We start from the raw sequence: 24,241 nt of genomic DNA, 5'->3' as shown, positions 1-24,241 counted from the left end.
CCGTCCCGCGAAGCCTCCGCGCGCATCGCCGCTTCGAGCGCGGCGAGGCAGGCTGGACGAAGGCGGTCCCCCGCGGGGCCGAGGAGGATGCGATCGCTCCGGGCCGAGGCGGGAAGCGACCGCTCCGGGCCGAGGCGAGGCCCCGGGGGCGGTCAGGGCCGGCACCGCCGGGCCATCCGGCCCGACCACCGCTGGATCCCCCGGCCGACCACCGCCGGATCCCCCGGCCGACCACCGCCGGATCCCCCGGCCCACGGCCGCCGGGTCACGTCGGCCCACGGCCGCCGGGTCACGTCGGCCCACGGCCGCCGGGGCGACCGCGCCCCGGCGTCGAAGAGAACGCGAGGCGTCTGGAGGACATGAGGTCATGCAGGTCATGCGCTTCCCCGATCGCAGGCAGGCCGGCCGGGAACTCGGCCTGCGGCTGATGGAGTGGGCGTCCGACGGCGGGCTGCCGGACCCCGTCGTCCTCGCGCTGCCCCGCGGCGGTGTCCCGGTCGGCGCGGAGGTGGCCGAGGCGCTCGGGGCACCCCTGGACCTGCTCGTGGCACGGAAGATCGGCCTGCCCGGCAGGCCGGAGACGGGCATCGGCGCGATCGTCGCAGAGGACCCGTCGCTGTTCGATCCGCGCGCCCTGGAGATGTACGGCCTGCGCGAGGAGCGACTCGCCCCGGACGTGACGCGCGAGCGCCAGGAGCTGAGGCGCCGCACCCTGCTCTACCGGGGAGACCGCCCCGCGCCCGCCGTGCGGGACCACGCCGTCGTCCTCGTCGACGACGGCCTGGCCACCGGCGTCACCGCACGCGCCGCACTACGCCATCTCGGCCGCCTGCGGCCCGCCCGCGTACTGCTCGCCGTACCCGTCGGCGCACCCGACACCGTCGCGTCGCTGCGCGCGGAGGCCGACGACGTCATCTGCCTCCGGCAGCCGCCGGACTTCTGGGCCGTGGGTCTCTGGTACGACGACTTCGAGCAGGTCGGCGACGACGAGGTCATCCGCACCCTGCGCGAACACGATGGGCCAGCGCCCGACCGGCCGTGAGCGGACCAGCACCCTTCCTCCCGCCGTTCCGTCCCGCATGAGGACCACGTCCTCTCGTGCCGTCTGTCGGGGTGCGGGTTGTCGTCCCGGACCGCTTGTGCCGTCTGTCGGGGTGCGGGTTGTCGACCCGGACCGGTCGTGCCGTCTGTCGGGCTGGGGGCCGTCGCGCCGAACCCCTCGTGCCGTCTGCCGGGGTGGCGGTCATCGTCCGCCCCGGACCCTCGTGCCGACCGCCGGGGCCCGGGCCCTCGCCACGACCTTCTCGCGCCGCCAGGCCCGCGACGCGGACCGCGTCGCCCGGTCCGCGGTCACGTCGGGCGCGGCTCGTGGTGCGCGCCCGACGTGACCGCCGTGCCGTCGCCGACGGCGGTGGCGCTCCGCCGTCGGCGACGACCGGCCACCGCCGGACCGGCTCGCCACCGCCGGCGGACATGTCCGACGGCGGCCCGCTTAGTTCACATCTTGATTTAACTCATGAGGTCAGCGCCCGGGCAAGCCCCCGGACCCCGAAAACCTCGCCGAACAACCCCTGCCGCCTCTCTTGACACCTTGCTGACATGACCCCAACACTCCTCGGCGGGAGAGCGCTCTCCCGAACGGTGCCCGCGCCCCACGACGCGGACCCACCTGTCGTCGCGTCACGCGGACGCCGGGCGCGACCTCCCACACCCCCCTCGTCCAGGAGGAGGTCTCCATGCCACGGAGATCGAAAGTCCTGTCAGCCGCGCTGGTCACCGGCGCGCTCCTGCTCACCTCGTTAGGCATCGGCGGCGTCGCCGCCAGCGCCGGACCGCCCACGCCCCACACCGCCGCCGCCGAGTCGTTCGCGGCCACCCACTCCGGGCACGCCATGGCGGCGTCGACCCTCACCTCCCCCGAGGATCCCGACGGCGACGGTTACATCCTCGCCAACCCCCAGGTGACCGGCGTGAGCCCGTCCACGCAGGATCCGCCGCACCGCTACTTCCACGAGTTCCAGGCCAACTGCTCGGTCACGCACACCCGTCCGGACGATCCCATCGTCTATCCGCAGCAGCCGGGCAAGTCCCACGACCACACGTTCATGGGCAACACCACGACCGACGCGTACAGCACTACGGCCTCACTGTCGGCCGGCGGCACCACCTGCAAGGCGCCCGGCGACCTGTCCGGCTACTGGATGCCGACCCTCTACAACGGCAGCCGGCAGATCCTCCCGACCGGCCCGCAGGTGATCTACTACAAGGCCGGCGTCACCGACTACACCAGCGTGCGCCCCTTCCCCAAGGGCCTGCGGTTCGTCGTGGGCAGCCCGATGCAGAGCGCCGACGAGTTCCGCAACAACCCGGGCTTCGTGGAGGGCTGGGAGTGCGGTGACAGCTACTTCAACGTCGAGTTCCCCGCGACCTGCCCCAACCGCGCCGACGTCCAGCTCAACATCCGTTTCCAGGCGCCCAGTTGCTGGGACGGCAAGTACCTCGACACGCCCGACCACAAGAGCCACATGGCCTACCCCGTGGTCAAGCCCGGCACGAACGACAACATGTGCCCGGCCGACCACCCCGTGGCGCTGCCGATGATCGAGTTCAAGATGGCCTTCCCGGTCAACGGCGACATGTCGCAGGTACGGCTCTCCAGCGGCGCGGGCCACACGTTCCACTACGACTTCTTCAACGCCTGGGACGACGCCACGCAGAAGGCGCTGGTCGACCACTGCGTCGTCGGCGGGCTCCAGTGCGACGCCCGAGGCTACGACCAGACCCATCCCGAGGCGGGCGCCGCGCTCGACGAGCACTACGAACTCCCCTGAGGAGCGCCCGACATGACACCAAGCACCCGCACCCGTCCGCACACCGGCACGCGTGCCCGCCGTGCCGCCGCGCACCTGACCGCCGGCGTCCTGGCCGTCGGCGCCCTCACCGCCCTGCCCGCCGTCCAGGCCCACGCCGCGGGGAGCGTGGTCAAGGTCACCGGCAGCCAGGGCGCCTGGCAGCTGACCGTCGACGGACAGCCGTACCAGATCAAGGGACTGACCTGGGGCCCCAGCGTCAACGACGCCGAGAAGTACCTGCCCGACCTGGCGTCCATGGGCGTCAACACGATCCGCACCTGGGGCACCGACGCCACCAGCAAGCCGCTGTTCGACTCCGCGGCCGCCCATGGCATCAAGGTCATCGCGGGCTTCTGGCTCCAGCCCGGCGGCGGCCCCGGCAGCGGCGGCTGCGTGAACTACCTGACCGACACCGCCTACAAGAACCAGATGCTCGACGAGTTCCCCAAGTGGGTGCAGACCTACAAGGACAACCCCGGCGTCCTCATGTGGGACGTCGGCAACGAGTCCGTGCTCGGCCTCCAGAACTGCTACAGCGGCGACGAGTTGGAGCGGCAGCGCGACGCCTACACCACCCTCGTGGAGGACATCACCAAGAAGATCCACGCCGTCGACCCGAACCACCCGGTCACCTCGACCGACGCCTGGGTCGGCGCCTGGCCCTACTTCAAGAAGAACGCCCCCGACCTCGACCTGTACGCCGTGAACTCCTACAACGCCGTCTGCGACGTCAAGGCGGCCTGGCAGCAAGGCGGTTACACCAAGCCGTACATCGTCACCGAGACCGGACCGGCCGGTGAGTGGGAGGTGCCCGACGACGCCAACGGCGTGCCGCTCGAACCGTCCGACCAGGCCAAGGCCGACGGCTACACCCGCGCCTGGGGCTGCGTCACCGGGCACAAGGGGGTCGCCCTCGGGGCCACCATGTTCCACTACGGCACCGAGTACGACTTCGGCGGCATCTGGTTCAACCTGCTGCCCGCGGGCCAGCGGCGCCTGTCGTACTACGCGGTGAAGCGGGCCTACGGCGGTGACACCACCCACGACAACACCCCGCCCGTGATCTCCGACCTGAGCGTGGAGGGCGGCGCGGGCGCGGTGCAGGCCGGCCGTGACCTGGTGCTCTCGGTCAAGGCCACCGACCCGGACGGCGACCGGATCTCCTACGAGGTCCTCGACAACAGCATGTACGTCGACCAGAGCAAGAACCTGAACTCGCTGCCCTTCACCGATCTCGGCGGCGGCCGCCTGAAGTTCACGGCGCCCGACCGGCCCGGCGTGTGGAAGGTGTACGTCAAGGCGACGGACGGGCACGGCAACGTCGGGGTCGAGACCCGCTCGATCAAGGTGGTGCCGCCCACCCCCGCGGGCACGAACGTGGCCCGCGGGAAGACGGCCACCGCCTCGTCGTACCAGGCGAGTTACGGCGACTGCCCCTGCACGGCGGCCAACGCGGTGGACGGGAGCACCGGCACCCGTTGGGCGAGCGACTGGAGTGACCCCCAGTGGCTCCAGGTCGACCTCGGCACCCGGACCACGTTCAAGCACGTCCAGCTGTACTGGGAGACGTCGTACGCGAAGGCGTACACCATCCAGACCTCCGACGACGGGCAGAACTGGCAGACCGTGCACACGGTGACCGACGGCAACGGCGGCGTCGACGACTTCGACGTCTCCGGAACCGGCCGCTACGTCCGTGTCGACGGCACGGCCCGCGGCACCGGATACGGCTACTCGCTCTACGAGTTCGGCATCTACACCTGACAAACCTGCGTCACGGAGGTTGAGTCGGGGGGGCGGGAGCACGCCGGTCCCGCCCCCGGTCGCGATCGGTACCCGTCCCGGGAGAGCGCTCTACTCCCGGGACGGGCCGGTCCGTTAGGGTGCGGGGCATGAGCAGACGGGCCCCGACGCTGGAGGACGTCGCCCGGGAGGCCGGCGTCTCACGGGCGACCGTGTCCCGTGTGGTCAACGGCGTGCGCAACGTGGATCCGCAGATCCAGGACGTCGTCCGCCGGGCCATCGCACGGACCGGCTACGCGCCCAACCGCGCCGCCCGCGCCCTGGTCACCCGGCGCGCCGAGACCGTCGCCCTGGTGGTGTGCGGCGCGGGCGACGCCTCGGACACCCCGCAGGACACCTTCGCCGCCCGGGTGTTCGCGGACCCCTTCTTCGGCCGCGTGGTCGGCGGTGTGGTGGGTTTCCTGCGTCCGCGCTCGCTGCACCCGGTCCTGATGTTCGCGGAGACCGCCGACGACCGCGAGGAGGTGCTGACCTATCTGCGCCAGGGCCGCGCCGACGGCGCGCTGGTGGTCTCCGCGCACGCCGACGACCCGCTGCCCGCGCTGCTCGCCGACGCGCGGCTGCCCGCGGTGCTCTTCGCCCGGCCCTCCCGGCCGGTGCCGCTCAGCTACGTCGACCTCGCCCACCGCGACGGCGGACGCCTGGCCGCCCAGCACCTGCTGGCCCGCGGCCGGACGCGGCCCGCCACGATCTGCGGCCCGCTGGACGTGCCCGCGAGCCAGGAGCGGCTGGCGGGGTTCCGCGACACCCTCGCGCGGCACGGGCACGCGTTCGTGCCGGTCGCCGAAGGGGGTTTCACCCTCGACAGCGGTGCCGCGGCCATGTCCGACCTGCTGGCCCGCTACCCCGACCTCGACGGCGTGTTCGCCGCCAACGACCTGATGGCGCAAGGTGCTTGCCAGGTGCTGCGCGACCGTGGGCGCCGGGTGCCCGAGGACGTCGCGGTCGTGGGCTTCGACGACTCCAGCGTGGCCGTCACCTGCCGGCCCCAACTCACCACCGTGCGCCAGCCGGTGGAGGAGATGGCGGCGGCGATGGCCGCGGTGCTGGACGAACACGTCCGCGGGGCCCGCACCGAGCCGACGTCGGTGGTCTTCGACCCGGAACTGGTGATCCGCGACTCGGCGTAGCGGGGCCGACCGCGCAGTTCCCCGCGCCCCCTGGGGTGGGCCGCGCCCGGTTCTCGTCCGCGGGTGCGCGGTGGCCGACCGCGCAGTTCCCCGCGCCCCTGGGGTGGGTGGCCCGTGTCCGGTTTTCGTGTGCGGGTGTGTGGGGAGCCGATCGCGCAGTTCCCCGCGCCCCTTCAGGGGGCTTCGCCTCAGCTCGCCAAGGGGCGCGGGGAACTGCGCGGACGAGCCCCACGCACCAGCGGACGTCGACGGACCCCGGTCCTTCTCCCCTCGCAGCCCGTCGTCAAGACATGGAAGAACGCCCAGGGGCACCCCCCTCCCCACCGTCGACCTCCGAAGGCCCCGCACGGAAACCCCCGGACCTCACCCCCGTCGACGCCACGTCACCCCCACGCCAACCCCGAACGGCAGTGATTTCGGCTTCAGTTGTTGACGGCCGGACCCTCCGGGACTACAACCCGGAGAGAGCGCTCTCAGACCCTGCCACAGCTCCACCCCCACGCACGCCATCACGGCTTGAGGAGTACCCGCATGCAGAGTTGCGCCAGCCCGACCCCGCTCAGACCGCCGGCCGGTCGCGCGCGGTCCCGTGCCGCCCTCGGTCTCGTCATCGTCCTGCTCGCCGCCTGCTTCGCCGCCCTGACGCCGACCCCGGCGCGGGCCGCGGACAACCTGCTCTCCCAGGGCAGGCCCGCGACGGCCTCGTCCACGGAGAACGGCTCCTTCCCCGCGAGCGCCGCGGTCGACGGCAACACCGGCACCCGCTGGTCGTCCGCCTTCGCCGACCCGCAGTGGCTCCAGGTCGACCTCGGTTCGGTCCAGCAGATCACCCGCGTCACCCTGAACTGGGAGGCCGCCTACGGCAAGTCCTTCCAGATCCAGACGTCCACCGACGCGTCCACGTGGACCACGGTGTACTCCACCACCACCGGCACCGGCGGCACCCAGAACCTGACCGTCTCCGGCAGCGGCCGCTACGTGCGCCTCTACGGCACCGTCCGCGCCACGCCGTACGGCTACTCCCTGTGGGAGTTCCAGGTCTACGGCCCCGGCAGCACCACGCCGCCGGACAGCTTCTGGGGCAGCACCAGCGACATCCCCGCGGCCAACAACGCCGTCGAGGTGAAGATCCTCAACCGCACCAACGGCAAGTACCCCGACAGCCAGGTCTACTGGAGCTTCAACGGGCAGACCCACTCCATCGCCGAGCAGCCCTACCTCGACATGCCCGCCAACTCCGCCGGCCGGATGTACTTCTACCTGGGCTCGCCCACCAGCGCCTACTACGACTTCATCGAGTTCACCGTCGGCAACAACGTCTTCAACGGCAACACCACCCGTGTCGACGCGTTCGGCCTGAAGATCGCGATGCGGCTGCACACGAAGGACGGCTACGACGCCGAGGTCGGCGAGAACCGGGCGACCTTCGCCGAGGACCGCGCCACCACCTTCCAGCGTTTCGTCAACGCCGTTCCGAACGAGTTCAAGGTGCTGGCGCAGACCCAGGCGCCGTACCGGATCATCGCCCCCGGCAGCGACCCCAGTTTCCGCTCCGGCGGCGCCAACGCCGGCTACTTCACCTCCTACGCCCAGTCCGTCGGCGTGAGCGCGGCGACCTCCGACATCTTCGGCTGCGCGGGCTCCCTCGCCTCCAACCCCACGATGTGCGCGGCCCTCAACCGCCACGTCGCCACGCTGTCGTCCTCGCAGCAGTCCGACCCGAGCCAGTTCTACAAGGCGGCCCCGGCGAACTACTACGCCAAGTTCTGGCACGACAACGCGATCAACAACCTCGCCTACGGCTTCCCTTACGACGACGTGGCGGGCCAGTCCTCGTTCATCTCGCACGCCAACCCGCAGTGGCTCCTGGTGGCGGTCGGCTGGTGACCCGCTGACGCCGCCCGGCGGCGGGCCCGGTCCGGCGACATGGCAGCCGGACGGGGCCCGGTCACGGGGCACTCCGGAGGGACCCCCTCCGGAGTGCCCCGCAAGGCTCCCCGGCGCCTCTCCGGCGGCATGCCTGCGGCATCCGGGCCAGCGCCGTACACCAGGATCGGGTCGAATCGGTGTTCCATTTGTAAGGGAAGGCGGGATAAGGTCACTCAGCGAGATCTTTGATGGAGGTTCCCCCGCATGGAGAACAGCGCGCCCGCCCGGCGGGGCCGTCCCCCCGGCCCGACCACCGCCGAGGGGGAGCTGACCGGCCGCCAGGCGGCCATCGTCCGCTTCATCACGGAGGCGGTCGAGCAGCAGGGTTACCCGCCGTCCATGCGCGAGATCGGCCAGGCGGTCGACCTGGCGAGCACCTCGTCGGTGGCCCACCAGCTGATGCAGCTGGAGCGCAAGGGCATCCTCTACCGCGATCCGCACCGCCCGCGCGCCTACCGGGTGCGCCCCTCCTGGGCGCCCGACCTGGACGCCCGCAGGACCGAACCGGTCGAGGTGCCCCTGGTCGGCCGCATCGCCGCCGGCGCGCCGCTGCTCGCGGCCGAGATGGTCGAGGACGTCTACTCCCTGCCCCGCCAGGTCGTGGGCGACGGCGACCTGTTCGCCCTGACCGTGTCCGGCGACAGCATGATCGACGCGGCGATCTGCGACGGCGACATCGTGACCGTACGGCGCCAGGACAGCGCCGACCACGGTGACATCGTCGCCGCGCTCCTCGACGACGAGGCCACCGTCAAGGTGCTCCGCCGTCAGGACGGCCGCGTGTGGCTCATGCCCCGCAACCCCGCCTACCAGCCGATCCCCGGCGACGACGCGCAGATCCTCGGCAAGGTCGTGGGCGTCCTGCGGCTGCTCTGAGGGCTGCCCGAAGGCTGAGTGCGGGGGTGGGCGGCCGTGTGGTCGGCCGCAGCGGGTGACCGCTCGGCCCGTCGAGGGGACGCCGTCCCGGGCTCCCGGTCAGTGCACCCACCCGCCGGCCCCGCCGCCGCGCCACTCCACCCAGGCCGCCGTGGCCACGTCCTCGGGTTCCACGTCCTCCATGCCCGCGCGCCGCAGGAACTCCGCGACGTCCAGCAGCGTGTAGGCGAGCCCGACGAAGTGCTCGCCGAGACGGACGCGTCTGCCCCCGTCGTCGGCGGGCGGGTAGATCACCACGAGCTGCTGACTTGGCATGGCACCAGCCTCACGCCGCGACCGGGGCGGCGCACGATGTCGTGCGCCACTGGTGTGCGGGTCGTGACCGGCGCGCGGAGCGCCTACTCCGGGACGCGGGACAGCGGGTGGCGGCCGCCGCCGGACACCGTGTCACCGCGCGTCGGCCGGGCCCCCGTCCGGCCGCCACCGCGCCCGAGGACGACGGCGAGCAGCAGGGACAGGCAGCAGACGAGACAGACCCCGTGCCAGCCGACGGCGTCCAGCAGGGGAGCGGCCAGTGCGGTGCCTACGGCGCCGACGCTGAAGTACAGCACCAGATAGACGCTGGTGAGGCCGCCGGAGACGGTCGGCGCGAGGGCGATGACACCACTGAGGTTGGCGGCCTGCGCGGCGAAACACCCGGCGTCGAGGAGGGCCAGCCCGGCCGCCGTGACCGGCGGTGTGCCGAGGCCGGTGGCCAGCAGCGCGGCCCCGGCCGCCGCGGTCAGCACCCCGGCCGCGATCACCTTGGGCGGTGCATACCGGTCGACCAGGCGCCCGGTCACCGGGAGCACCGCGAAGCCCAGCAGCCCGGCGAGGCTGTACAGGCCGATGGCGCCCGGCCCGAGGGAGTACGGCGGCCCGGCCAGCGCGAGGGCGAGCGTGACCCAGGTGAGGTTGAAGGCGAGGTACCAGAGCCCGCCGGTGACCACCGCGCGGCGCAGCTCCGGGAACCGTGACAGCAGCGGTGGCAGCGCGGCGAGGGCGGCGCCGTAGCCGCGGTCGGCGGCGGGCCGCTCCCGGGGGAGCAGCCGCCAGGAGGCGAGGGCGCCGAGCAGGGCGAGCGCGGCGAGGACGAGCAGCATCCGCCGCCAGCCGAACAGGTCGGTCAGCGCCCCGCCCGCCAGCCGGCCGAGCAGGATGCCCGCCGACATTCCGGCGGACACGGCGGCCACGCCGCTGCCCCGGCGTCCGGGCGGGGCGTGGCGGCCCGCGATGTTGCTCGCCTGGGCCGCGACGCCCGCGCCCGCGCCGATGAACAGGTAGGCGGTCAGGAGCACCCCCGCGCCGGGCGCGGCCGCGCCGAGGGCGAGGGCCGCCGCGAGCGCGGTGAGCATCGCGGTGACGAGCCGGTGCGGGGCGACCCGGTCGGTGAGCGGGAGCAGCAGCGCGAAGCCGGTCATGCAGCCGGTGAGCGCGGCCGTCGGCACGAGGGCGACGACGGAGAGGGGCGCGCCCAGATCCGCGGCGACCGTGGTGAGGGCGGGCTGCAGGGCGTAGTTGTTCGCGATCGCCGTGCCGGCGACACCGGCCAGCAGGAGGGTGCCGCCGCCGGTCAGCGGCCGCGTCACGGCTGCGTGCCGCGGGTGAGGACGACCGCGTAACGGCACTCGGCGCCACTGGTGTTGGCGAAGACCCGCGCGGCCGGTGCGCCCAGCTCGATGGTGTCGCCGGCCGTCAACTCGTGCACGGTGTCGCCGTCGTGGAAGGTGAGAGTGCCGTCGAGTACCCAGACGAGCTGCCGAACGAAGGCGAACGCGGCGGCGGGATAGGGCACTCGGGCCCCCGGCGGCAGCCGGATCTCGGCCACCTCCGCGGGGTGGCGGGGGCCGCTGATCTGCCGGCGCCGGTACCCCGTGCCGGGGTCGCGCCATTCGGGGGCGTCGGCCGCCCGGCGCACGGTCGTGGTCCGTGGCCCGGAGTCCTCGCGCGCCGCGCCGTTGCCGGCCGGGCCGCCCGCGCCCTCGTCACCGGCGTGCACCGGGTGGCCGTACGACGGCTCGGTGCCCGTGCCGTCGGCGCCCGTCCCCTCCGCCAGGGCGAGCAGCGAGGCGACGCTGAGCTGGAAGGCGGCGGACAGCTTGCCGAGGACGACGGCGGTGGGGCTGCTCTCCCCCCGTTCGATCCTGCTGATCATGGCCTGCGAGACCCCGGAGGCGTCCGCGAGCTGGGCCAGCGTCCAGCGGCGGCGCTCCCGCTCGGTGCGCACGCGGCCGGCGATCTGCCGCACCAGAGGATCTACTATGTTGGACATGAATCCAATATACGAGAAGACGTCCGCGGCGGTGCGGGTCCGCCCGGCCCACACCGGCGACACCGAGGCCGTCCGCGCGATCCGCAACCAAGCGATCGCGCACTCGACGGCCCTGTGGACGCAGATCCCGCAGACCCCCATCGAGGCGGTCGCGTGGCTGGACGCCCATCTCGAACGCGGTTCGGCGTTCGTGGCCGAGGTGGACGGCGAGGTGGCCGGCTTCGCGGTGTTCGGCCCCTGGCGGGCGGAGCTGGAGGGCTACCGCCACTCGGTCGAGGACTCGATCTACGTCCGTGAGGGCCGGCACGGCCTGGGCATCGGCACGGTCCTGCTCGCCACACTGATCGACGCGGCGCGCGAGGCCGGGCACCGCGTGATGATCGCCGACATCGAGGCGGGCAACACCGCGTCGATCCGGCTGCACGAGCGGTTCGGTTTCCGGCACGTCGGCACGCTGCCCGGGGTCGGGACCAAGTTCGGCCGGTGGCTCGACCTGGCCATCATGCAACTGCCCCTGCAATGAGCCGTGGTGGGGCCGCGGCGCGCGGTAGCCTCGGCGAGGTGAACGCGCACGCGCCCGCCGGTCCACCGCACATCCTGGCCGCCCTCGGCACGCCCTTCCGGCTGCACGAGCATCCGGACCTGGTCGACCCCCTCGACGTCTGCGCCGCGTTGGGCGTTCCCCTCGAACGGACCGTGAAGACACTGGCGTTCGTCACCCCCGAGGACCGGCTGCTGCTCGCCGCCCTGCCGGGGCACGCCCGGCTGCGCTACGGCGCCCTCGCCCGCGCCGCCGGGATCAGACGCGCCGATCTCGCCCCCGCCGGAGCGGAGCGGCTGGCCCGGGCCGGGATGCGGCCGGGCGGGGTGTGCCCGGTGTCCGCCGACGGGGCGGCCGTGGTGGTGTTCGACGAGACCGTCGGCGCCATGGGCCGGGTGCACTGCGGGAGCGGCCGGCCCGACGTCACCGTCGAGATCCAGGCCGCGGCACTCGTCGCCGCCGTACCCGCGGCCGTCACGGCGCCCATCGCCGACCTGCCGCCCGCTCCGTAGGGGGCCCTCACGCCCGGCCTCGGCGCCCGCGTCAGCGCACGACGCGGTGCCTGCTGCCGCCGCGCCGGAAGCGCATGGCGGCGTAGGCGAGGTCCAGGAGCAGCACCACGGCGCCGATGATCAGCAGATAGAACAGGCCGTGTGCGGCGAAGCCGATGATGCCCAGCACGAGCGCCACGAGGATCAGGAACAGAAAGAGACTCATCGTTTCTCCCGGCGGCTCAGCGGCGGCCGAGGCGGCGCTCGCCGCCCGATCCCTGCGCGTAGTCGAGTTCGTAGTGCGCGAAGATCCCCGGCTCCTCCGTGGCCGGCAGCTCGCCGTCGGTGTCGATCGACGGGGCCTTCTTGACCAGGTCCCTGGTGTGGGTGACCTTGAGATAGCCCGGTCCGACGGTGGCGCCGGTGAGCGGCACGAACACGAGCCGGCGGCGCGTGGGCAGGCCCACGGTGACCGTCGCGAAGTAGGGCTGGTCGGTCGCCGTGTCGACGTAGACCGCCTCGAGCACGCCGATCTTGTGGCCGTCGGGATCGACCACGTCGTGGCCCCGCCACTCACGGATGTCGCCTGCCTCGAACATCATGAACCTCCGCAATGGTGGTACCCCCGATCGCGCCCGTGATGCCCGGCGTGTACGCCGCCCGGGTGAGGGCGCAGGCCACCCTGCGATGAAACGGGACGTACGGTTTGTTTGTTCGGGGTCCTGACTCATGGGAGAGGGCCGCGAACTGGGGCTTCGCGGGGCGGGTGCGGGGGCGGTCGAGCGGATGGGCGGGAAATCCGACTCCGAAGGCCTGGAAATTCTCACGGGCGGGTAAATGAATTACCATCCCAGGTAATGCACTGGTCAATCGGAGTCGGTCTCCCATTTCTTTCCGGATCGATGTCCGGGTGGTTCACGCCGTTTTCGTGGTGATTTATCGGGCGCCGTTCCTCGATCTTCGCTCCCGTTTTCGGGGCGAGTGCTCCGTGCTCGTTCTTCATTTCGAACTTCGTGTTCGTCCGGCGCGTCGGGGTTCGTGCGCGTTCTTGTCGCTCTTTGTCGTGTCCGTGTGGTGCGCCGTGGTCGGGCCGTCCCCGGTCGGAACGCCGTGCGGGCAAGGGGTGACGGGCCGTTCCCCGCGGGGGTGCGCGGCCTCGCGGTCGGCGAGGGAGACCGGCGGGTGCGGGGGTGCGGGCGCGTCCGTCAGACCGTGCGGGACGCTGCCGCCGGCGGCCGGAGGGCCGCGGTGACCAGGGCCGTGAACACGATGTGATGGTTCTGGTGGGCGGTGATGTGGATCGTCGGGTGATGCGCGGTGTGGGTCGGCGGGAGCGTGGCCTGGATCCAGCACGGCGTGCCGAGTTCGGCGTAGTGGTGGAAGTCGGCGGTCGCGCCCGTGATGGTGTGCGGGGTGGGATGGATGAGCGCCGTGGCCGCCTGGCGGGCCGCCTCCAGGAGCACCATCCCGGGGTGGTGGTCCCCGTGGTGGTCGTACAGGACCGGGTGGTGCGGGTCCGGGTTGAGCAGCCACCGGTGGGGCTGGTGGGTGGGGGCGAGGACCACGTCGAAGGGGCGGTGACGGCCGACGGTGTGCGGCGGCGTGGTCAGCGGCCAGGGGTGCTGGTGGTGCGTGCCGGCCGCGGGCTCCTTCGCCGGCTCGCCGGCCCCGCGCAGCCGACGGTAGGTGCCGGGCGCCAGGCAGGTGAAGCGCCCGCCGCCGCTGGCGCACGGCCGGCCCTGACGGGTGATGGTGATGTCGAGGGTGAACTCCGTCTGGTGGCGCCCGCGCCGGACGAGGTCCGTGACCGTGGCGGTGAGTTCGAGCTCGCTCGGCGTGGCGCCGATGACCATCTGCTCGGGGTGGGTGCTGATGTGCAGGTCCCAGAGCAGGAAGTGGTTGCCGAGCGGCACGCCGAAGTGCGTGTGGGCGATGAGCAGCCCGGTCTGGCGGATCGTCTCGGCCGCCTGCAGGGGGTCGTGGCGCAGCCCGTCGTGGCTGGTGAAGAAGGTGTGGGCGCGCGGCCACTGTCCGGTCAGGGTGAACTGGTGCTCGCCGGTGCGCTCGCAGGAGGTGAGGAACACCTCCGCGTGCGAGGAGCGGTGCACGTACTCGCGCGGCACGGTCGTCGTCAGCCGAGGCGCCGCCGCGGGGATGGTGCCCCCGCTCGCACCCCTCGCGCCGGCCGCCTTCTTGATCTCGCCCGCCGGGCCGGCCTTGGTGGCCCGGGTACCCGGCGCCGGCCGGGACGCCGTCCGTATTGCGTCCCCAGGGGCGGCTTTTTCCTTTTCGAATGTCAGAAGTGACATCTGGATCTCCACTCGTTCGGTCGATGCCGTGAGGAAGGTCTGTGCCTCTGTAAGATACGAACCTACCGGTTTTCTTTTCAAGGCTTGTCGGCAATGTTCACAGGGGCAGTTTTCGCGCGCCCGACGGTCCGCCCGGAATGGATGCAGCTCGCTTCCGCATTTACGTGATCGCTCAATGACCGCAGATGAAAGTGGTGGGAGGCATTCCGCCCCAACGGTGCGTCTCCCGCTGAGAGCGGCTCGCGCGGGAGTCGCATCCGGACGGAGCCGCGGTCCGCGACCAGGGGGCTGTCGCTCGACCCCAGGTCTGTGATAAAACCGGTCGCGCGGTTTCCTGGTCTGTTTGACCGGCGCGGGACGACGACCGCGCCCAGTCCGCTAGGGGGAGCAACCATGGCTCGTCAAGCACAGCGGTGCCCGTACGCGATCGACCCGTTCGGCCGGGACATCCACGCCGAGGCGGCCCGACTGCGCACGGAGGGTCCGGTCGGCCGGGTGACCCTGCCCGGCGGGGTCGAGGCGTGGTTCGTCAGCGGGCACGAGGAGGTGCGCCGGCTGCTGACCGACGAACGGGTGTCGAAGGACGCCTACCGCCACTGGCCGCAGTGGATCTCCGGCGAGGTCGACGAGTCGTGGCCGCTGTCGATGTGGGTCTCCGTCCGCAACATGATCACCTCCTACGGCGAGGACCACCGGCGGCTGCGGCGACTGGTGACGAAGGCGTTCACCGCCCGGCGCATCGCCCAACTGCGGCCGCGTATCGAGGAGATCACCGCCGGACTGCTGGACGGACTGGAGGCGGAGGCCCGGCGGGCGGGCGGGGCGGTGGAGTTCCGGACCGCGTTCGCGCAGCGGCTGCCCACCGCCGTGCTCGCCGAACTGTTCGGCGTACCCCGGGAGTTCCATGCCCGACTGCAGAAGATCATCACGCTGTTCTTCGACACCACCGCGACCGCCGAGGTGGCCCACGCCAACCAGATCGACGTCTACACGACCATCGCCGAACTCGTCGCGCTCAAACGGGACTCCGGCGGCGACGACCTGACGTGCGCGCTGATCGCGGTCCGCGACGAGGGCGACGGCAGCCGCCTCACCGAGCGCGAACTGATCGACAGTCTCATCCTCATGTATACGGCCGCGTTCGAGACCACCGTCAACCTCCTCGACAACGCGGTCTCCCTGTTGCTGACCCACCCCGACCAACTGGAGCTGATCCGGGGCGGAAAGGCCCAGTGGGCGGACGCGGTGGAGGAGACCCTGCGGGTGGAGGCCCCCGGCGCCAACGGCATCTTCCGCTACGCCGTGGAGGACATCCCCATCGGCGGCACCGTCATCGGCAAGGGCGACCCGATGGTGATCTCCTTCGTCTCCGCCGGCCGTGACCCGCAGACGCACGGCGCCGACGCCGACCGTTTCGACGTCCTGCGTCCGACCCGACGCGACCATCTCTCCTTCGGCCACGGCCCGCACTACTGCCTCGGTGCGCCCCTGGCCCGGATGGAGGCCGAGATCGCCCTCGAAGGACTCTTCGCCCGCTTCCCCGACCTGAGCCTGGCCGTGCCCGCCGGCCTGCTCCGCCCGCTGGAGTCCTTCATCTCCAACGGCCACCGCGAACTGCCCCTGCATCTGGGCGGACAACCCCTGCCCACCACCGCGTAGGGCGACGGCAGGGCGGCCACACCCCGGTCCGCCCGCCGCGCCGACGCCGTCCCCACCCGGGCACGCACATCCCGCGCGTCCCGGGTGGGGCACCTCAAGGACACGTCAGGCGTGGGCGGTTCGCCCCCGGGCCCATGACGGCCGCGCTCCTGCCGCATCGCACGGACACCGGCTTGCACTCACACCGAATCGCACTCACACCGAATCGCGCACCACCACGTGCGCCGGCGGCGGACGCAGGCCCGTGGCGTCGAGACCGAGGGCGAGCCGGGCGCTGAGCCGGCCGTGGGCCTCGGCGTCGACGCTGACGGTGGTGAGCGCGGGGGAGACGTAGGCGCCGTACCCGTTGTCGTCGAACCCGATCACCGCCACGTCCCGCGGCACTTCGCGGCCGAGGTCCTTCAGCGCCGTCAGGACGCGCAGCGCCACGTCGTCGTTGAAGCCCGCGATCGCCGTCACCCCGGGCGCGCCCGCGAGAAACTCCTCGACCGCGCTCGCGCAGGCGGCCCGGTCGAGCGGCGTGCCGAACGAGAGCGGACCGGGCACGCCGAGGGTGTCCGCGGCCTGGGCCGTGAACCGCAGCCGGGTGGCGGCCAACGGGGTGTCGCTGTCCGGCAGCGCGACGGCGACCCGCCTGTGGCCGTGCTCCACGAGATGGCGCAGCTGCAGCGCCGCGTGGGCGGCGAGCCCGTCGCGCCAGCCGCCGCCGGAGTCGTCGAGCTCGTGCCCCGTCAAGTACGTCTCGCCGAACCGGATGACGGCCCGCGGCGAGATCGCGTCGAGGACCTGCTGGGTCGAGCGGGCCGTGTGACGGCCGTGCCGCACCAGCAGCACGAGGCCGTGATCGGCCAGTTCGGCGTCCAGCCCCCGTACGTAACTACGGGCGTAGTGGCCTTCGAGGCCCGGGTCGAGATTGAGGACGACCACGCGGGAACTGCCCTCGCGCAGGGCCCGCGCCACCCCGTGCGGCACATAGCCGAGGTCCCGGGCGGCCTGCTTCACCCGGTCCCGGGTGGCGGCGGAGATGGTCTGACGGGGGTCGTCGTTGAGGACGAAGCTGACGGTCGCGCGCGACACCCCGCTGGCCGCCGCCACGTCGTTCAGCGTGACTCTTCCGGACGTCCCCATCACCCCTGCTCCGCTACGGCGGTCCGGGCGCACCGCGCTCCTGGCGGGCCCGCGCTCACTCATTGTAGGGACACCGTCCGGCGGGGGCGGGTGGGCCGGCGTGCGCCGGACGCGGTCCGGTGCGGGGCGCGTCCCGCGTCGCACGGGTACGGCGGCCCGGCGCGGGGGCGCCTTCCGCGAGGATCGCACGCCGAGGGCGCCGACCTCGGCTTCTGCCGTCGGCCCCCGGCGCCACGCGGGCGGCTCCGGCCCGGGTGCCGTGACGCGCAAGGTGACCTTGCAGCCCCCGTACCCCTCCCCGCCCCTACGATCGGCGCACGGCGACCGCACCGCGACCGCACCGCGACCGCGCCGGGTACCTCGCGTGTCCGGCGCGCTGCCGGGTGGCCCCCGGCCGTCGGGTGCGGCCCGGGTGCCGTACCGGACGGGTCCGTCGGATGCGGCCGTACGACGGCGGCGGACCCGCCCTTCCAGCCCGAAGGGGCGGCAACGGCGCCGACGCCTACGGTCCCAGGGGGCGGCACCGCGGCAACGACGCCGCCCCTGATGGCGCCAAGCCACACCCCAGCCTGCGCCAAGCCACACCCCCAGCCCCGGTCAGGTGCCACGCCGCCGCCCCCGGTCAGGTGCCACGCGGCGCCGCCCCCGACGCCGTACGGCCGCGCACCCCTCCGCCGAGAACCCGCCTCGCCCCCGAGGCCTCCCGGCGAGCCCGACGACGCCCCGCAGACAGGACGCCGCGCATGACGACCTCGACCGTTCCCCCTTCGGACCAGCGCGCGGGCCACTGGATCGTCATCGGTGACACCCGCCTCGCCGCCCGGGTCTGTGCCGCCCTCCGCTCCGGCGCCGACGACGTCCGCCATCTCCCGCGCCCCGGGGACCGGGAGCTGCGCTCCGCGCTCGGCCGGCCCGTCGTGGGTGCGGCCGTACTGCTGCACGACGACGTCTCGGCCCTGCGTTACGCCCTCGCCGTCGCCCATCTCGCCCCCGACCTGCCCCTGGTCGCCACCGTCTTCGACCGCACCGTCGCCGACGAACTCTCCCGCCTGCTGCCGCAGTGCCACGTCACCTCGCCCGCCGAACTCGCGGCGCCCTCGCTGGCCGGACCCTGCCTCGACGCGTCGCTGGTGGCCGCCCGCAGGCAGGGCCGCGTGGTCCAGGCGGTCCGGGAGGCGGGCGAGGTGCTGCGGGTCGAGGAGTTCCCGGCCCCGCGGCGCACGCCTCCGCTGCGCGGCCTGGGCAGGGCGGTGCTCCAACTGCGTTCCCACGACGCCGGGACCCGGCTGCTGGTCCTGGGCGCGCTCGCGCTGGCCGCCGTACTGGCCGCCGACTGGGCCTGGTCGACCGCGCACGGCCGGCACCCGGCGGAGGCGTTCTTCGACGCGGCCCGCGTGGTGGCCGGGGTCGGCCCCGCCGACGCGCCCGCCGACGCGCACGGCTACCAACTCATGGCCGCGCTCGCGATGTTGAGCACCGTCGTCTTCACCGCGCTGCTCACCGCCGGAGTCGTGGAGCGGATGCTCGGCCCGCGCCTGATCGGACTCGTCGGCACCCGCACCCTGCCCCGCTCGGGCCATGTGATCGTGGTCGGCATGGGGCAGGTGGGCATGAGGCTCTGCGTCGAGCTGCGCGCGCTGGGCGTGCCCGTCGTGGGCGTCGAACGCGATCCCCGTGCGGCGGCCGCCCGGCTGGCCCGCACCCTCGGCATCCCCGTCGTGGACGGACACGGCGGCGACCGGCACGTACTGGAGCGGCTCCGCCTGCACCGGGCCCGCGCCCTGGCGGCCGTGGGCTCCGACGACCTGGACAACGTGGCGGTGGCCCTCGCCGCGCACGGCATCGCCCCCGGGGCCCGGGTGGTGATCCGCGCCGGCGAGCACGACGCCATCACGGAGACGCGGTCGCTGCTCCCGATGGGCGTCGTACGGGACATCACCGGCGTCGCCGCCCGTTACGTGGTGGCCCGGCTGCGTGCCCAGCCGGTGGGCGAGGTGGTCACGCACCGGGGCGAGATACACGTCCGGGACGCCCACGGCGCCTGGCTGCGCAGCGACCTGACCGGCCACGACCGCTGCGTGCACGGAGCGGCGATCGGCGGCGGCAGCACCTGACCGCAGTACAGGGCAGACCTGACCGCCGTACAGGCATGCACGACCGCCGCACGGGCAGCACCTGGCCGCCGTGGAGGCAGCGCCGTCGGAAAGAAAGCCGAATCCGCCACTAGATCGATCTAGTGGTCTGCGCTAACCTCCGGGCTATATCGATTTAGCGGGCCGTTCGGGCGGTCGCTGGACGACGGCGTGCCCCTCGTCACTAGATCGATTTAGCAACCGAGTCGCCGGCCGGGACGGCCGGGCCCATCGGGACGATGGCTTCGGAAGGAGTCGCATGACCACCACCCCAACCCTCCAGGACGGCATCGACAGGGCCGGTTCGCCCGTCGACCTGCTCTGGAAGCCGGGCGCCGAGCCCTGGACGCCGGAGGTCGTCGAGCGCGAGTACGCGGGATGGCGCCAGGAGCAGGCGGCCTGGCACGACGGCGTCGCCCTGCTGAACCTCTCGCACCACATGTACGACATGTGGATCGAGGGCCCGGACGCCACCCGCGTGCTGGCGGACCACGGCGCCAACAACTTCGAGAAGTTCGCGGTCGGCCAGGCGAAGCAGTACGTGCCCGTCACCCGCGACGGAAAGATCGTCACCGACGGCATCCTGGCCCGGCGCGCGGAGAACGCGTACCTGCTCAGCGGGGTGCCCGCGGCGCAGCACTGGGTGCGGTTCCACGCCGAGCGGGGCGGCTACGACGTCGCCTTCGAGACGGACCCGTCCTCGGCCTTCCGTCCCGGCGGCGGCGACCCGAGGCTCTTCCGCTACCAGATCCAGGGGCCCCGGGCGCTCGACCTGATCGCGGAGGTCTTCGGCGGCCCGCTGCCGCCGACGAAGTTCTTCCACGCCACGCCCGTCACCCTCGACGGCCGCTCGTTCGAGGCGCTGCGGCACGGCATGGCCGGGCAGGCCGGGTACGAGTTCATCGGCCCGTGGGAGCACGCCGCCCACGTCCACGAGGCGTTCCTGCGGGCCGGCGAGCCGCTCGGCCTGGTCCAGGTCGGCGCGTTGGCGTACACCACGCCGAGCGTGGAGAGCGGCTGGATCCCCTCGCCGGTGCCGGGCATCTACACCGACCCGGCCCTGGAGGAATACCGCAGGTGGCTGCCGCTGTTCGGCATCGAGGGCCAGCGTCCGCTGAACGGCAGCCACTTCTCGGAGGACATCGAGGACTACTACGTGTCGCCGTACGAACTCGGGTACGGCAAGCTGATCCACTTCGGGCACGACTTCCACGGCCGGGACGCGCTGCTGAAGGCGCGGGACGAGCCGCAGCGGGTGAAGGTCACCCTCGTCCTGGACCCCGACGACGTGCGCCGGGTCGTGGGCGGCGGAGCGGACCCCGGGTTCGTGCTGACGTACGCCCGCCACCGGGTGGAGACGTCGGCCGGACTGGCCGGCATGACGATGCAGACCGCGTCGATCGACCCCGTGGGCGCGGTCCTCGCCCAGACCCTCATCGACCCGGCGCACGCCACACCGGGGACGGAGGTGACCGTGGTCTGGGGCGAGCACCCCGGCCGGGGCACCGACCCCGAGGCCGACCTCGGGTTCCCGCGCATCCGCGCCACCGTCCAGCCCAGCCCCTACGACCGGCACGCGCGCACGGAGTACCGGCGCGACGCCTGACCGTCCGCGTCGCGGTGCCCCCTTCCCCGTGAACCAAGGAGCACGATGACTTCCCTCAGTACGGCCTCGGCAGCGGTCGGCACCTCGCTGCTGGAGGACTTCTCACTGGAGATGACCGGCAAGGACGTGCCGAAACTGGAGGAGGCCCGGCACACCATCCCGCCGGGCACCCGCATCAACGTCACCTTTCTCGGCAACGAGAATCTGCGGATGCGCCTGGAGGCCGCCCGCGCGGTGAAGCGGCTCGGCTTCGTCCCCGTGCCCCACATCTCCGCGCGCCGCCTCGGCTCGCGTGCCGAGTTCGAGGAGTTCCTCGACGGGCTGCGGGCCGACGGGACCTGCGACAACGTCTTCACCGTCGGCGGCGACCCGGCCCGCCCCGAGGGCCCCTACGAGGACTCCCTCGCCCTGATCGAGTCCGGGCTGCTCCAGGAGTACGGCGTCCGCGACGTCGGCGTCAGCGGCTACCCCGAGGGCCACCCGGGCATCGCCGAGGACGTCCTGTGGACCGCCCTGCGCGAGAAGGACGCGGCGCTCGCCGTGCAGGACCTGGACGGCGGCGTCATCACCCAGTTCGGCTTCGACGCGGACCCGGTTCTCGCGTGGGTCGAGCGGGTCCGGGACCAGGGCATCGCGCTGCCGGTCCGGGTCGGCGTGCCGGGGCCGGCCGGCGTGCGGCGCCTGCTATCGTACGCGGCCCGCTTCGGCGTCGGCACCAGCGCCTCGATCGCCAGGAAGTACGGCCTGTCGATCACCAACCTCGTGGGCACGGCCGGTCCCGACAGGTTCCTGCACGCCCTGGCCGAGGGGTACGACCCGGCCCGGCACGGAGACATGAAGATCCACTTCTATACGTTCGGCGGCCTGCGCGCCACCGCGGAGTGGGTCGACCGGTTCAGGAAGGACAGCACGGCATGACACGCACGCAGGCCGACACGGCGACCGCGCCGCGGACGCCGGACCTGCCCGGTACGGCGGTCACCGGAGGCCGCCACCCCGCGAAGGACCGGGACGGCGCCCCGCAGGCCACACTGATCGTGCAGGGCGACGACGCGCCGGGCATCGTCGCCGCGGTGGCCTCCGTCCTCGGCGCGCACGGCGCCAACATCGAGTCCCTCGACCAGTACTCCGACAACCCGCAGGGCGGCGCCTTCTTCCAGCGCACCGTCTTCCGCCTGGACGGCCTGCGGGCCGCGCTCCCCGCGCTCCGCGCGGACCTGGACGAACTGGCCCGGACGCGCCGGCTCACCTGTACCCTGCGCGACCTGTCCGTACCCAAGCGGGTCGCGATCTTCGCCTCGAAGTCCGACCACTGCCTGCTCGACCTGCTGTGGCGGCATCGACAGGGCCAACTCCCCGTCCGGGTGGCCATGGTGGTCTCCAACCACCCCGATGTCGCCGAGGAGGTCCGCGGGTTCGGGATCCCGTTCTTCCACGTGCCGTCCATGGGCGCGGACAAGTCCGCGGCCGAGGCGGAACACCTGCGACTGCTCAAGGGCAACGTGGACTTCGTGGTCCTCGCCCGCTACATGCAGATCCTGTCCGCGGACTTCATCGAGCAGGTCGGCGTGCCCATCATCAACATCCACCACTCCTTCCTGCCCGCGTTCATCGGGGCCGGCCCGTACGCCAAGGCGAAGGAGCGCGGGGTGAAACTGGTCGGCGCGACCGCCCACTACGTGACCGAGGACCTCGACGAGGGCCCGATCATCGAACAGGACGTCGTCCGCGTCACTCATGCCGACACGGCCGCCGACCTCACCCGGCGGGGCGCCGACGTGGAGCGCGCCGTCCTGTCCCGCGCCGTGCTGTGGCACGCCGAGGACCGCGTCGTCCGCAACGGCAACCACACGATCGTCTTCGCGTGAACGCCGACACGGAGAGCGGCCCGTGACCACGACCCGGACGACCACCCGCACCATCGACGGCACGCGGATCGCCCGCGGCATCCGGGCCCGGGTCGCCGCCCGGGTGGGCGAGATCGCGCACGGCGGACGCGTGCCCGGCCTGGCCACCGTGCTGGTCGGCGATGACCCGGCCAGCGCGGTGTACGTCGCCGCCAAACGCCGTGCCGTTCGCGAGGCCGGAATGCGCGACATCCACCGCCACCTGCCCCATTCCGTCACGCGGGCCGAAGTGGCCGCGGCGATCGACGCGTTGGCGGCCGACCCGGACGTCTCCGGGATCCTCCTCCAACTCCCGCTGCCGCCGCACCTGGACGCCCCCGCGCTGATCGACCGCATCCCGCCGGAGAAGGACGTGGACGGCCTGACCACGGCCAGCGCGGGGCGGCTGGCCCGTGGGGAGCGCGGACTGCGGCCGTGCACACCCAGCGGCGTCCTGCGGATCCTCGACGCCGAGTCCGTCGAACTCCGGGGCGCCCGCGTGGCGATGGTCGGCTGGGGCGAACTCGTGGGCCGTCCCCTGGCCCAGTTGCTGCTGCGCCGAGGGGCGACGGTGACCGTGGCGCACGAGTTCACCGCCGACCTGGCCGCGGTGACCCGCCCCGCCGACATCGTGGTCGTGGCGACCGGCGTCCGGGGCCTGATCGGCCCCGAGCACGTCACGCCCGGCGCCACCGTGATCGACGTCGGCATCCACCGCACCGCGCAGGGACTCGCCGGCGACGTCCGCGCCGCCGAACTCGACGGCATCGCGGGCCGCATCACCCCGGTTCCCGGTGCCGTCGGCCCGATGACCATCGCGATGCTGCTCGTCAACACCCTCCGCGCGGCCGAGTGGGGAGCGGGACGGGAGGCTGTACCCATGTGAGCATCGTGCGAGCACACACGGCGACAGAGCCACGGCCGGGCCGGGGCGGGGGGAACGGAATGCTGACCGGAATCGTGATCGACGCACTGGACGTCACGCGGCTGGAACGCTTCTGGCGGGCGGCGACGCGCGGCCGAACGGGCGGCCTGGCCCTCCGGTTCGCGCGCACCGCACGTCCGAAGACGGACAAGAACCGCCTCCACCTCGACCTGTCCGGCGGTCCGGACTGGCGGAGCGAGGTGACGCGCCTGCTCGAACTCGGCGCCACCCGCGCCGACATCGGCCAGGGCGAGGTCCCCTGGGACGTGCTGGCCGATCCGGAGGGCAACGAGTTCTGCGTGCTGCGCCCCGGCCACCCCGGCGTGCGCAGCGACTCCGGCCTCGTCGCGATCTGCCTCGACGTCGCCGAGCGGGACCGTGGCGTGCAGTCGGACTTCTGGCAGTCCGAGGCGGGCTGGCACGCGGTCGAGGACCACGACTGGGGCGTCCGGCTGCGCAGCCGTGCCGACAGCCCGGTCGCCCTGGTGATGGGCCCGCCGGCGGCCCCGAAGCGGGAGCGCAACAGACTCCGCCCGGAGGTCACCCGAGCCGGCCGGGAACCGGGCGAGTTCCTCGACCCTGCGGGCAACGAGTACCACGTGAGGAGCTGACCGGCCGGGGGTACGGCGGGGGCGTCGGGCCCGCCGGGGCCGGGCGTCGGGT

22 protein-coding genes are annotated in these 24,241 nt (G+C 73.0%); 15 read left to right on the top strand and 7 right to left on the bottom strand.

Annotated features, from left to right (window positions below):
- Positions 1 to 376: 376 nt before the first annotated feature.
- The 6 genes from WN71_RS09820 (at position 377) to lexA (ending at position 8,590) form a co-directional block, all read left to right on the top strand.
- Positions 377 to 1,042 (top strand): phosphoribosyltransferase, encoded by a 666-nt coding sequence (locus WN71_RS09820; RefSeq protein ID WP_046591421.1) that lies wholly within the window; start codon positions 377 to 379, stop codon positions 1,040 to 1,042.
- Positions 1,043 to 1,736: 694 nt separating this feature from the next.
- Entirely contained in the window at positions 1,737 to 2,831 is a 1,095-nt protein-coding gene (locus WN71_RS09815) for a DUF1996 domain-containing protein (protein ID WP_046591386.1), read from the top strand.
- A gap of 12 nt (positions 2,832 to 2,843) precedes the next feature.
- Positions 2,844 to 4,616: a discoidin domain-containing protein gene (locus WN71_RS09810; RefSeq protein WP_046591385.1), complete on the top strand. Its 1,773-nt coding sequence runs from the start codon at positions 2,844 to 2,846 to the stop codon at positions 4,614 to 4,616.
- Positions 4,617 to 4,744: 128 nt separating this feature from the next.
- The gene (locus tag WN71_RS09805; RefSeq protein WP_046591384.1) at positions 4,745 to 5,785 is read left to right on the top strand and encodes a LacI family DNA-binding transcriptional regulator; all 1,041 of its coding nucleotides are present in this window, start codon (positions 4,745 to 4,747) and stop codon (positions 5,783 to 5,785) included.
- Positions 5,786 to 6,316: 531 nt separating this feature from the next.
- Complete coding sequence (locus WN71_RS09800) at positions 6,317 to 7,672, top strand: beta-1,3-glucanase family protein (RefSeq protein ID WP_046591383.1); 1,356 nt, start codon at positions 6,317 to 6,319, stop codon at positions 7,670 to 7,672.
- Between the two features lie 246 nt (positions 7,673 to 7,918).
- Positions 7,919 to 8,590, top strand: a complete 672-nt coding sequence (gene lexA / locus WN71_RS09795) for a transcriptional repressor LexA (protein WP_046591382.1) — start codon at positions 7,919 to 7,921, stop codon at positions 8,588 to 8,590.
- Between the two features lie 99 nt (positions 8,591 to 8,689).
- Here the strand turns inward: lexA and WN71_RS09790 are convergent, their stop codons facing one another.
- From WN71_RS09790 to WN71_RS09780, 3 genes are all read right to left on the bottom strand, one after another.
- Complete coding sequence (locus WN71_RS09790) at positions 8,690 to 8,905, bottom strand: hypothetical protein (protein WP_046591381.1); 216 nt, start codon at positions 8,903 to 8,905, stop codon at positions 8,690 to 8,692.
- Between the two features lie 83 nt (positions 8,906 to 8,988).
- On the bottom strand, positions 8,989 to 10,218 hold the full coding sequence (locus WN71_RS09785; protein WP_079177766.1) for an MFS transporter: 1,230 nt from the start codon (positions 10,216 to 10,218) through the stop codon (positions 8,989 to 8,991).
- Entirely contained in the window at positions 10,215 to 10,901 is a 687-nt protein-coding gene (locus WN71_RS09780; protein WP_046591380.1) for a helix-turn-helix domain-containing protein, read from the bottom strand. Before WN71_RS09780 ends, WN71_RS09785 begins: the two co-directional genes overlap by 4 nt.
- Here WN71_RS09780 and WN71_RS09775 point away from each other — a divergent pair.
- Both WN71_RS09775 and WN71_RS09770 read left to right on the top strand, forming a co-directional pair.
- Positions 10,900 to 11,424, top strand: coding sequence for a GNAT family N-acetyltransferase (locus WN71_RS09775; RefSeq protein WP_046591379.1), 525 nt, complete (start codon positions 10,900 to 10,902; stop codon positions 11,422 to 11,424). The genes WN71_RS09780 and WN71_RS09775 overlap by 2 nt on opposite strands.
- Before the next feature lie 38 nt (positions 11,425 to 11,462).
- A complete protein-coding gene (locus WN71_RS09770) occupies positions 11,463 to 11,954 on the top strand; it encodes an aminoacyl-tRNA deacylase (RefSeq protein WP_046591378.1) in 492 nt (163 codons plus the stop codon).
- A gap of 31 nt (positions 11,955 to 11,985) precedes the next feature.
- Here WN71_RS09770 and WN71_RS41845 read toward each other — a convergent pair whose 3' ends face one another.
- The 3 genes from WN71_RS41845 to WN71_RS09760 all read right to left on the bottom strand — a co-directional run bounded on the left by WN71_RS41845 (position 11,986) and on the right by WN71_RS09760 (position 14,242).
- Positions 11,986 to 12,159, bottom strand: a complete 174-nt coding sequence (locus WN71_RS41845) for a hypothetical protein (protein ID WP_167382913.1) — start codon at positions 12,157 to 12,159, stop codon at positions 11,986 to 11,988.
- 16 nt (positions 12,160 to 12,175) lie between these two features.
- Positions 12,176 to 12,532 (bottom strand): PRC-barrel domain-containing protein, encoded by a 357-nt coding sequence (locus WN71_RS09765; RefSeq protein WP_046591419.1) that lies wholly within the window; start codon positions 12,530 to 12,532, stop codon positions 12,176 to 12,178.
- Between the two features lie 606 nt (positions 12,533 to 13,138).
- Positions 13,139 to 14,242, bottom strand: a complete 1,104-nt coding sequence (locus tag WN71_RS09760; RefSeq protein ID WP_143074824.1) for a ScbA/BarX family gamma-butyrolactone biosynthesis protein — start codon at positions 14,240 to 14,242, stop codon at positions 13,139 to 13,141.
- A 393-nt stretch (positions 14,243 to 14,635) separates the two neighbouring features.
- Here WN71_RS09760 and WN71_RS09755 point away from each other — a divergent pair, with 393 nt between their 5' ends.
- Complete coding sequence (locus tag WN71_RS09755; protein WP_046591377.1) at positions 14,636 to 15,901, top strand: cytochrome P450 family protein; 1,266 nt, start codon at positions 14,636 to 14,638, stop codon at positions 15,899 to 15,901.
- Positions 15,902 to 16,096: 195 nt separating this feature from the next.
- Here WN71_RS09755 and WN71_RS09750 read toward each other — a convergent pair whose 3' ends face one another.
- Complete coding sequence (locus WN71_RS09750) at positions 16,097 to 16,996, bottom strand: LacI family DNA-binding transcriptional regulator (protein WP_240529616.1); 900 nt, start codon at positions 16,994 to 16,996, stop codon at positions 16,097 to 16,099.
- Between the two features lie 776 nt (positions 16,997 to 17,772).
- On the opposite strand from WN71_RS09750, the gene WN71_RS09745 reads away from it, so the two are divergent.
- The 6 genes from WN71_RS09745 (at position 17,773) to WN71_RS09720 (ending at position 24,189) form a co-directional block, all read left to right on the top strand.
- Positions 17,773 to 19,143, top strand: coding sequence for an NAD(P)-binding protein (locus WN71_RS09745; RefSeq protein WP_046591375.1), 1,371 nt, complete (start codon positions 17,773 to 17,775; stop codon positions 19,141 to 19,143).
- A 277-nt stretch (positions 19,144 to 19,420) separates the two neighbouring features.
- On the top strand, positions 19,421 to 20,767 hold the full coding sequence (locus WN71_RS09740; protein ID WP_046591374.1) for an aminomethyltransferase family protein: 1,347 nt from the start codon (positions 19,421 to 19,423) through the stop codon (positions 20,765 to 20,767).
- A gap of 45 nt (positions 20,768 to 20,812) precedes the next feature.
- Entirely contained in the window at positions 20,813 to 21,685 is an 873-nt protein-coding gene (locus tag WN71_RS09735; protein ID WP_046591373.1) for a methylenetetrahydrofolate reductase, read from the top strand.
- Entirely contained in the window at positions 21,682 to 22,635 is a 954-nt protein-coding gene (gene purU, locus WN71_RS09730) for a formyltetrahydrofolate deformylase (protein WP_079177763.1), read from the top strand. Before WN71_RS09735 ends, purU begins: the two co-directional genes overlap by 4 nt.
- Positions 22,636 to 22,657: 22 nt before the next feature.
- On the top strand, positions 22,658 to 23,539 hold the full coding sequence (locus tag WN71_RS09725) for a bifunctional 5,10-methylenetetrahydrofolate dehydrogenase/5,10-methenyltetrahydrofolate cyclohydrolase (protein WP_046591372.1): 882 nt from the start codon (positions 22,658 to 22,660) through the stop codon (positions 23,537 to 23,539).
- 59 nt (positions 23,540 to 23,598) lie between these two features.
- Positions 23,599 to 24,189, top strand: a complete 591-nt coding sequence (locus tag WN71_RS09720) for a VOC family protein (RefSeq protein WP_071369815.1) — start codon at positions 23,599 to 23,601, stop codon at positions 24,187 to 24,189.
- Positions 24,190 to 24,241: the final 52 nt, after the last annotated feature.

It is taken from the genome of Streptomyces mangrovisoli (genome assembly GCF_000974985.2).
Taxonomy (GTDB): Bacteria; Actinomycetota; Actinomycetes; order Streptomycetales; family Streptomycetaceae; genus Streptomyces; species Streptomyces mangrovisoli.
The sequence above is the reverse complement of the archived record's forward strand: the minus strand, read 5'-3'. Positions and strand labels throughout refer to the sequence as shown.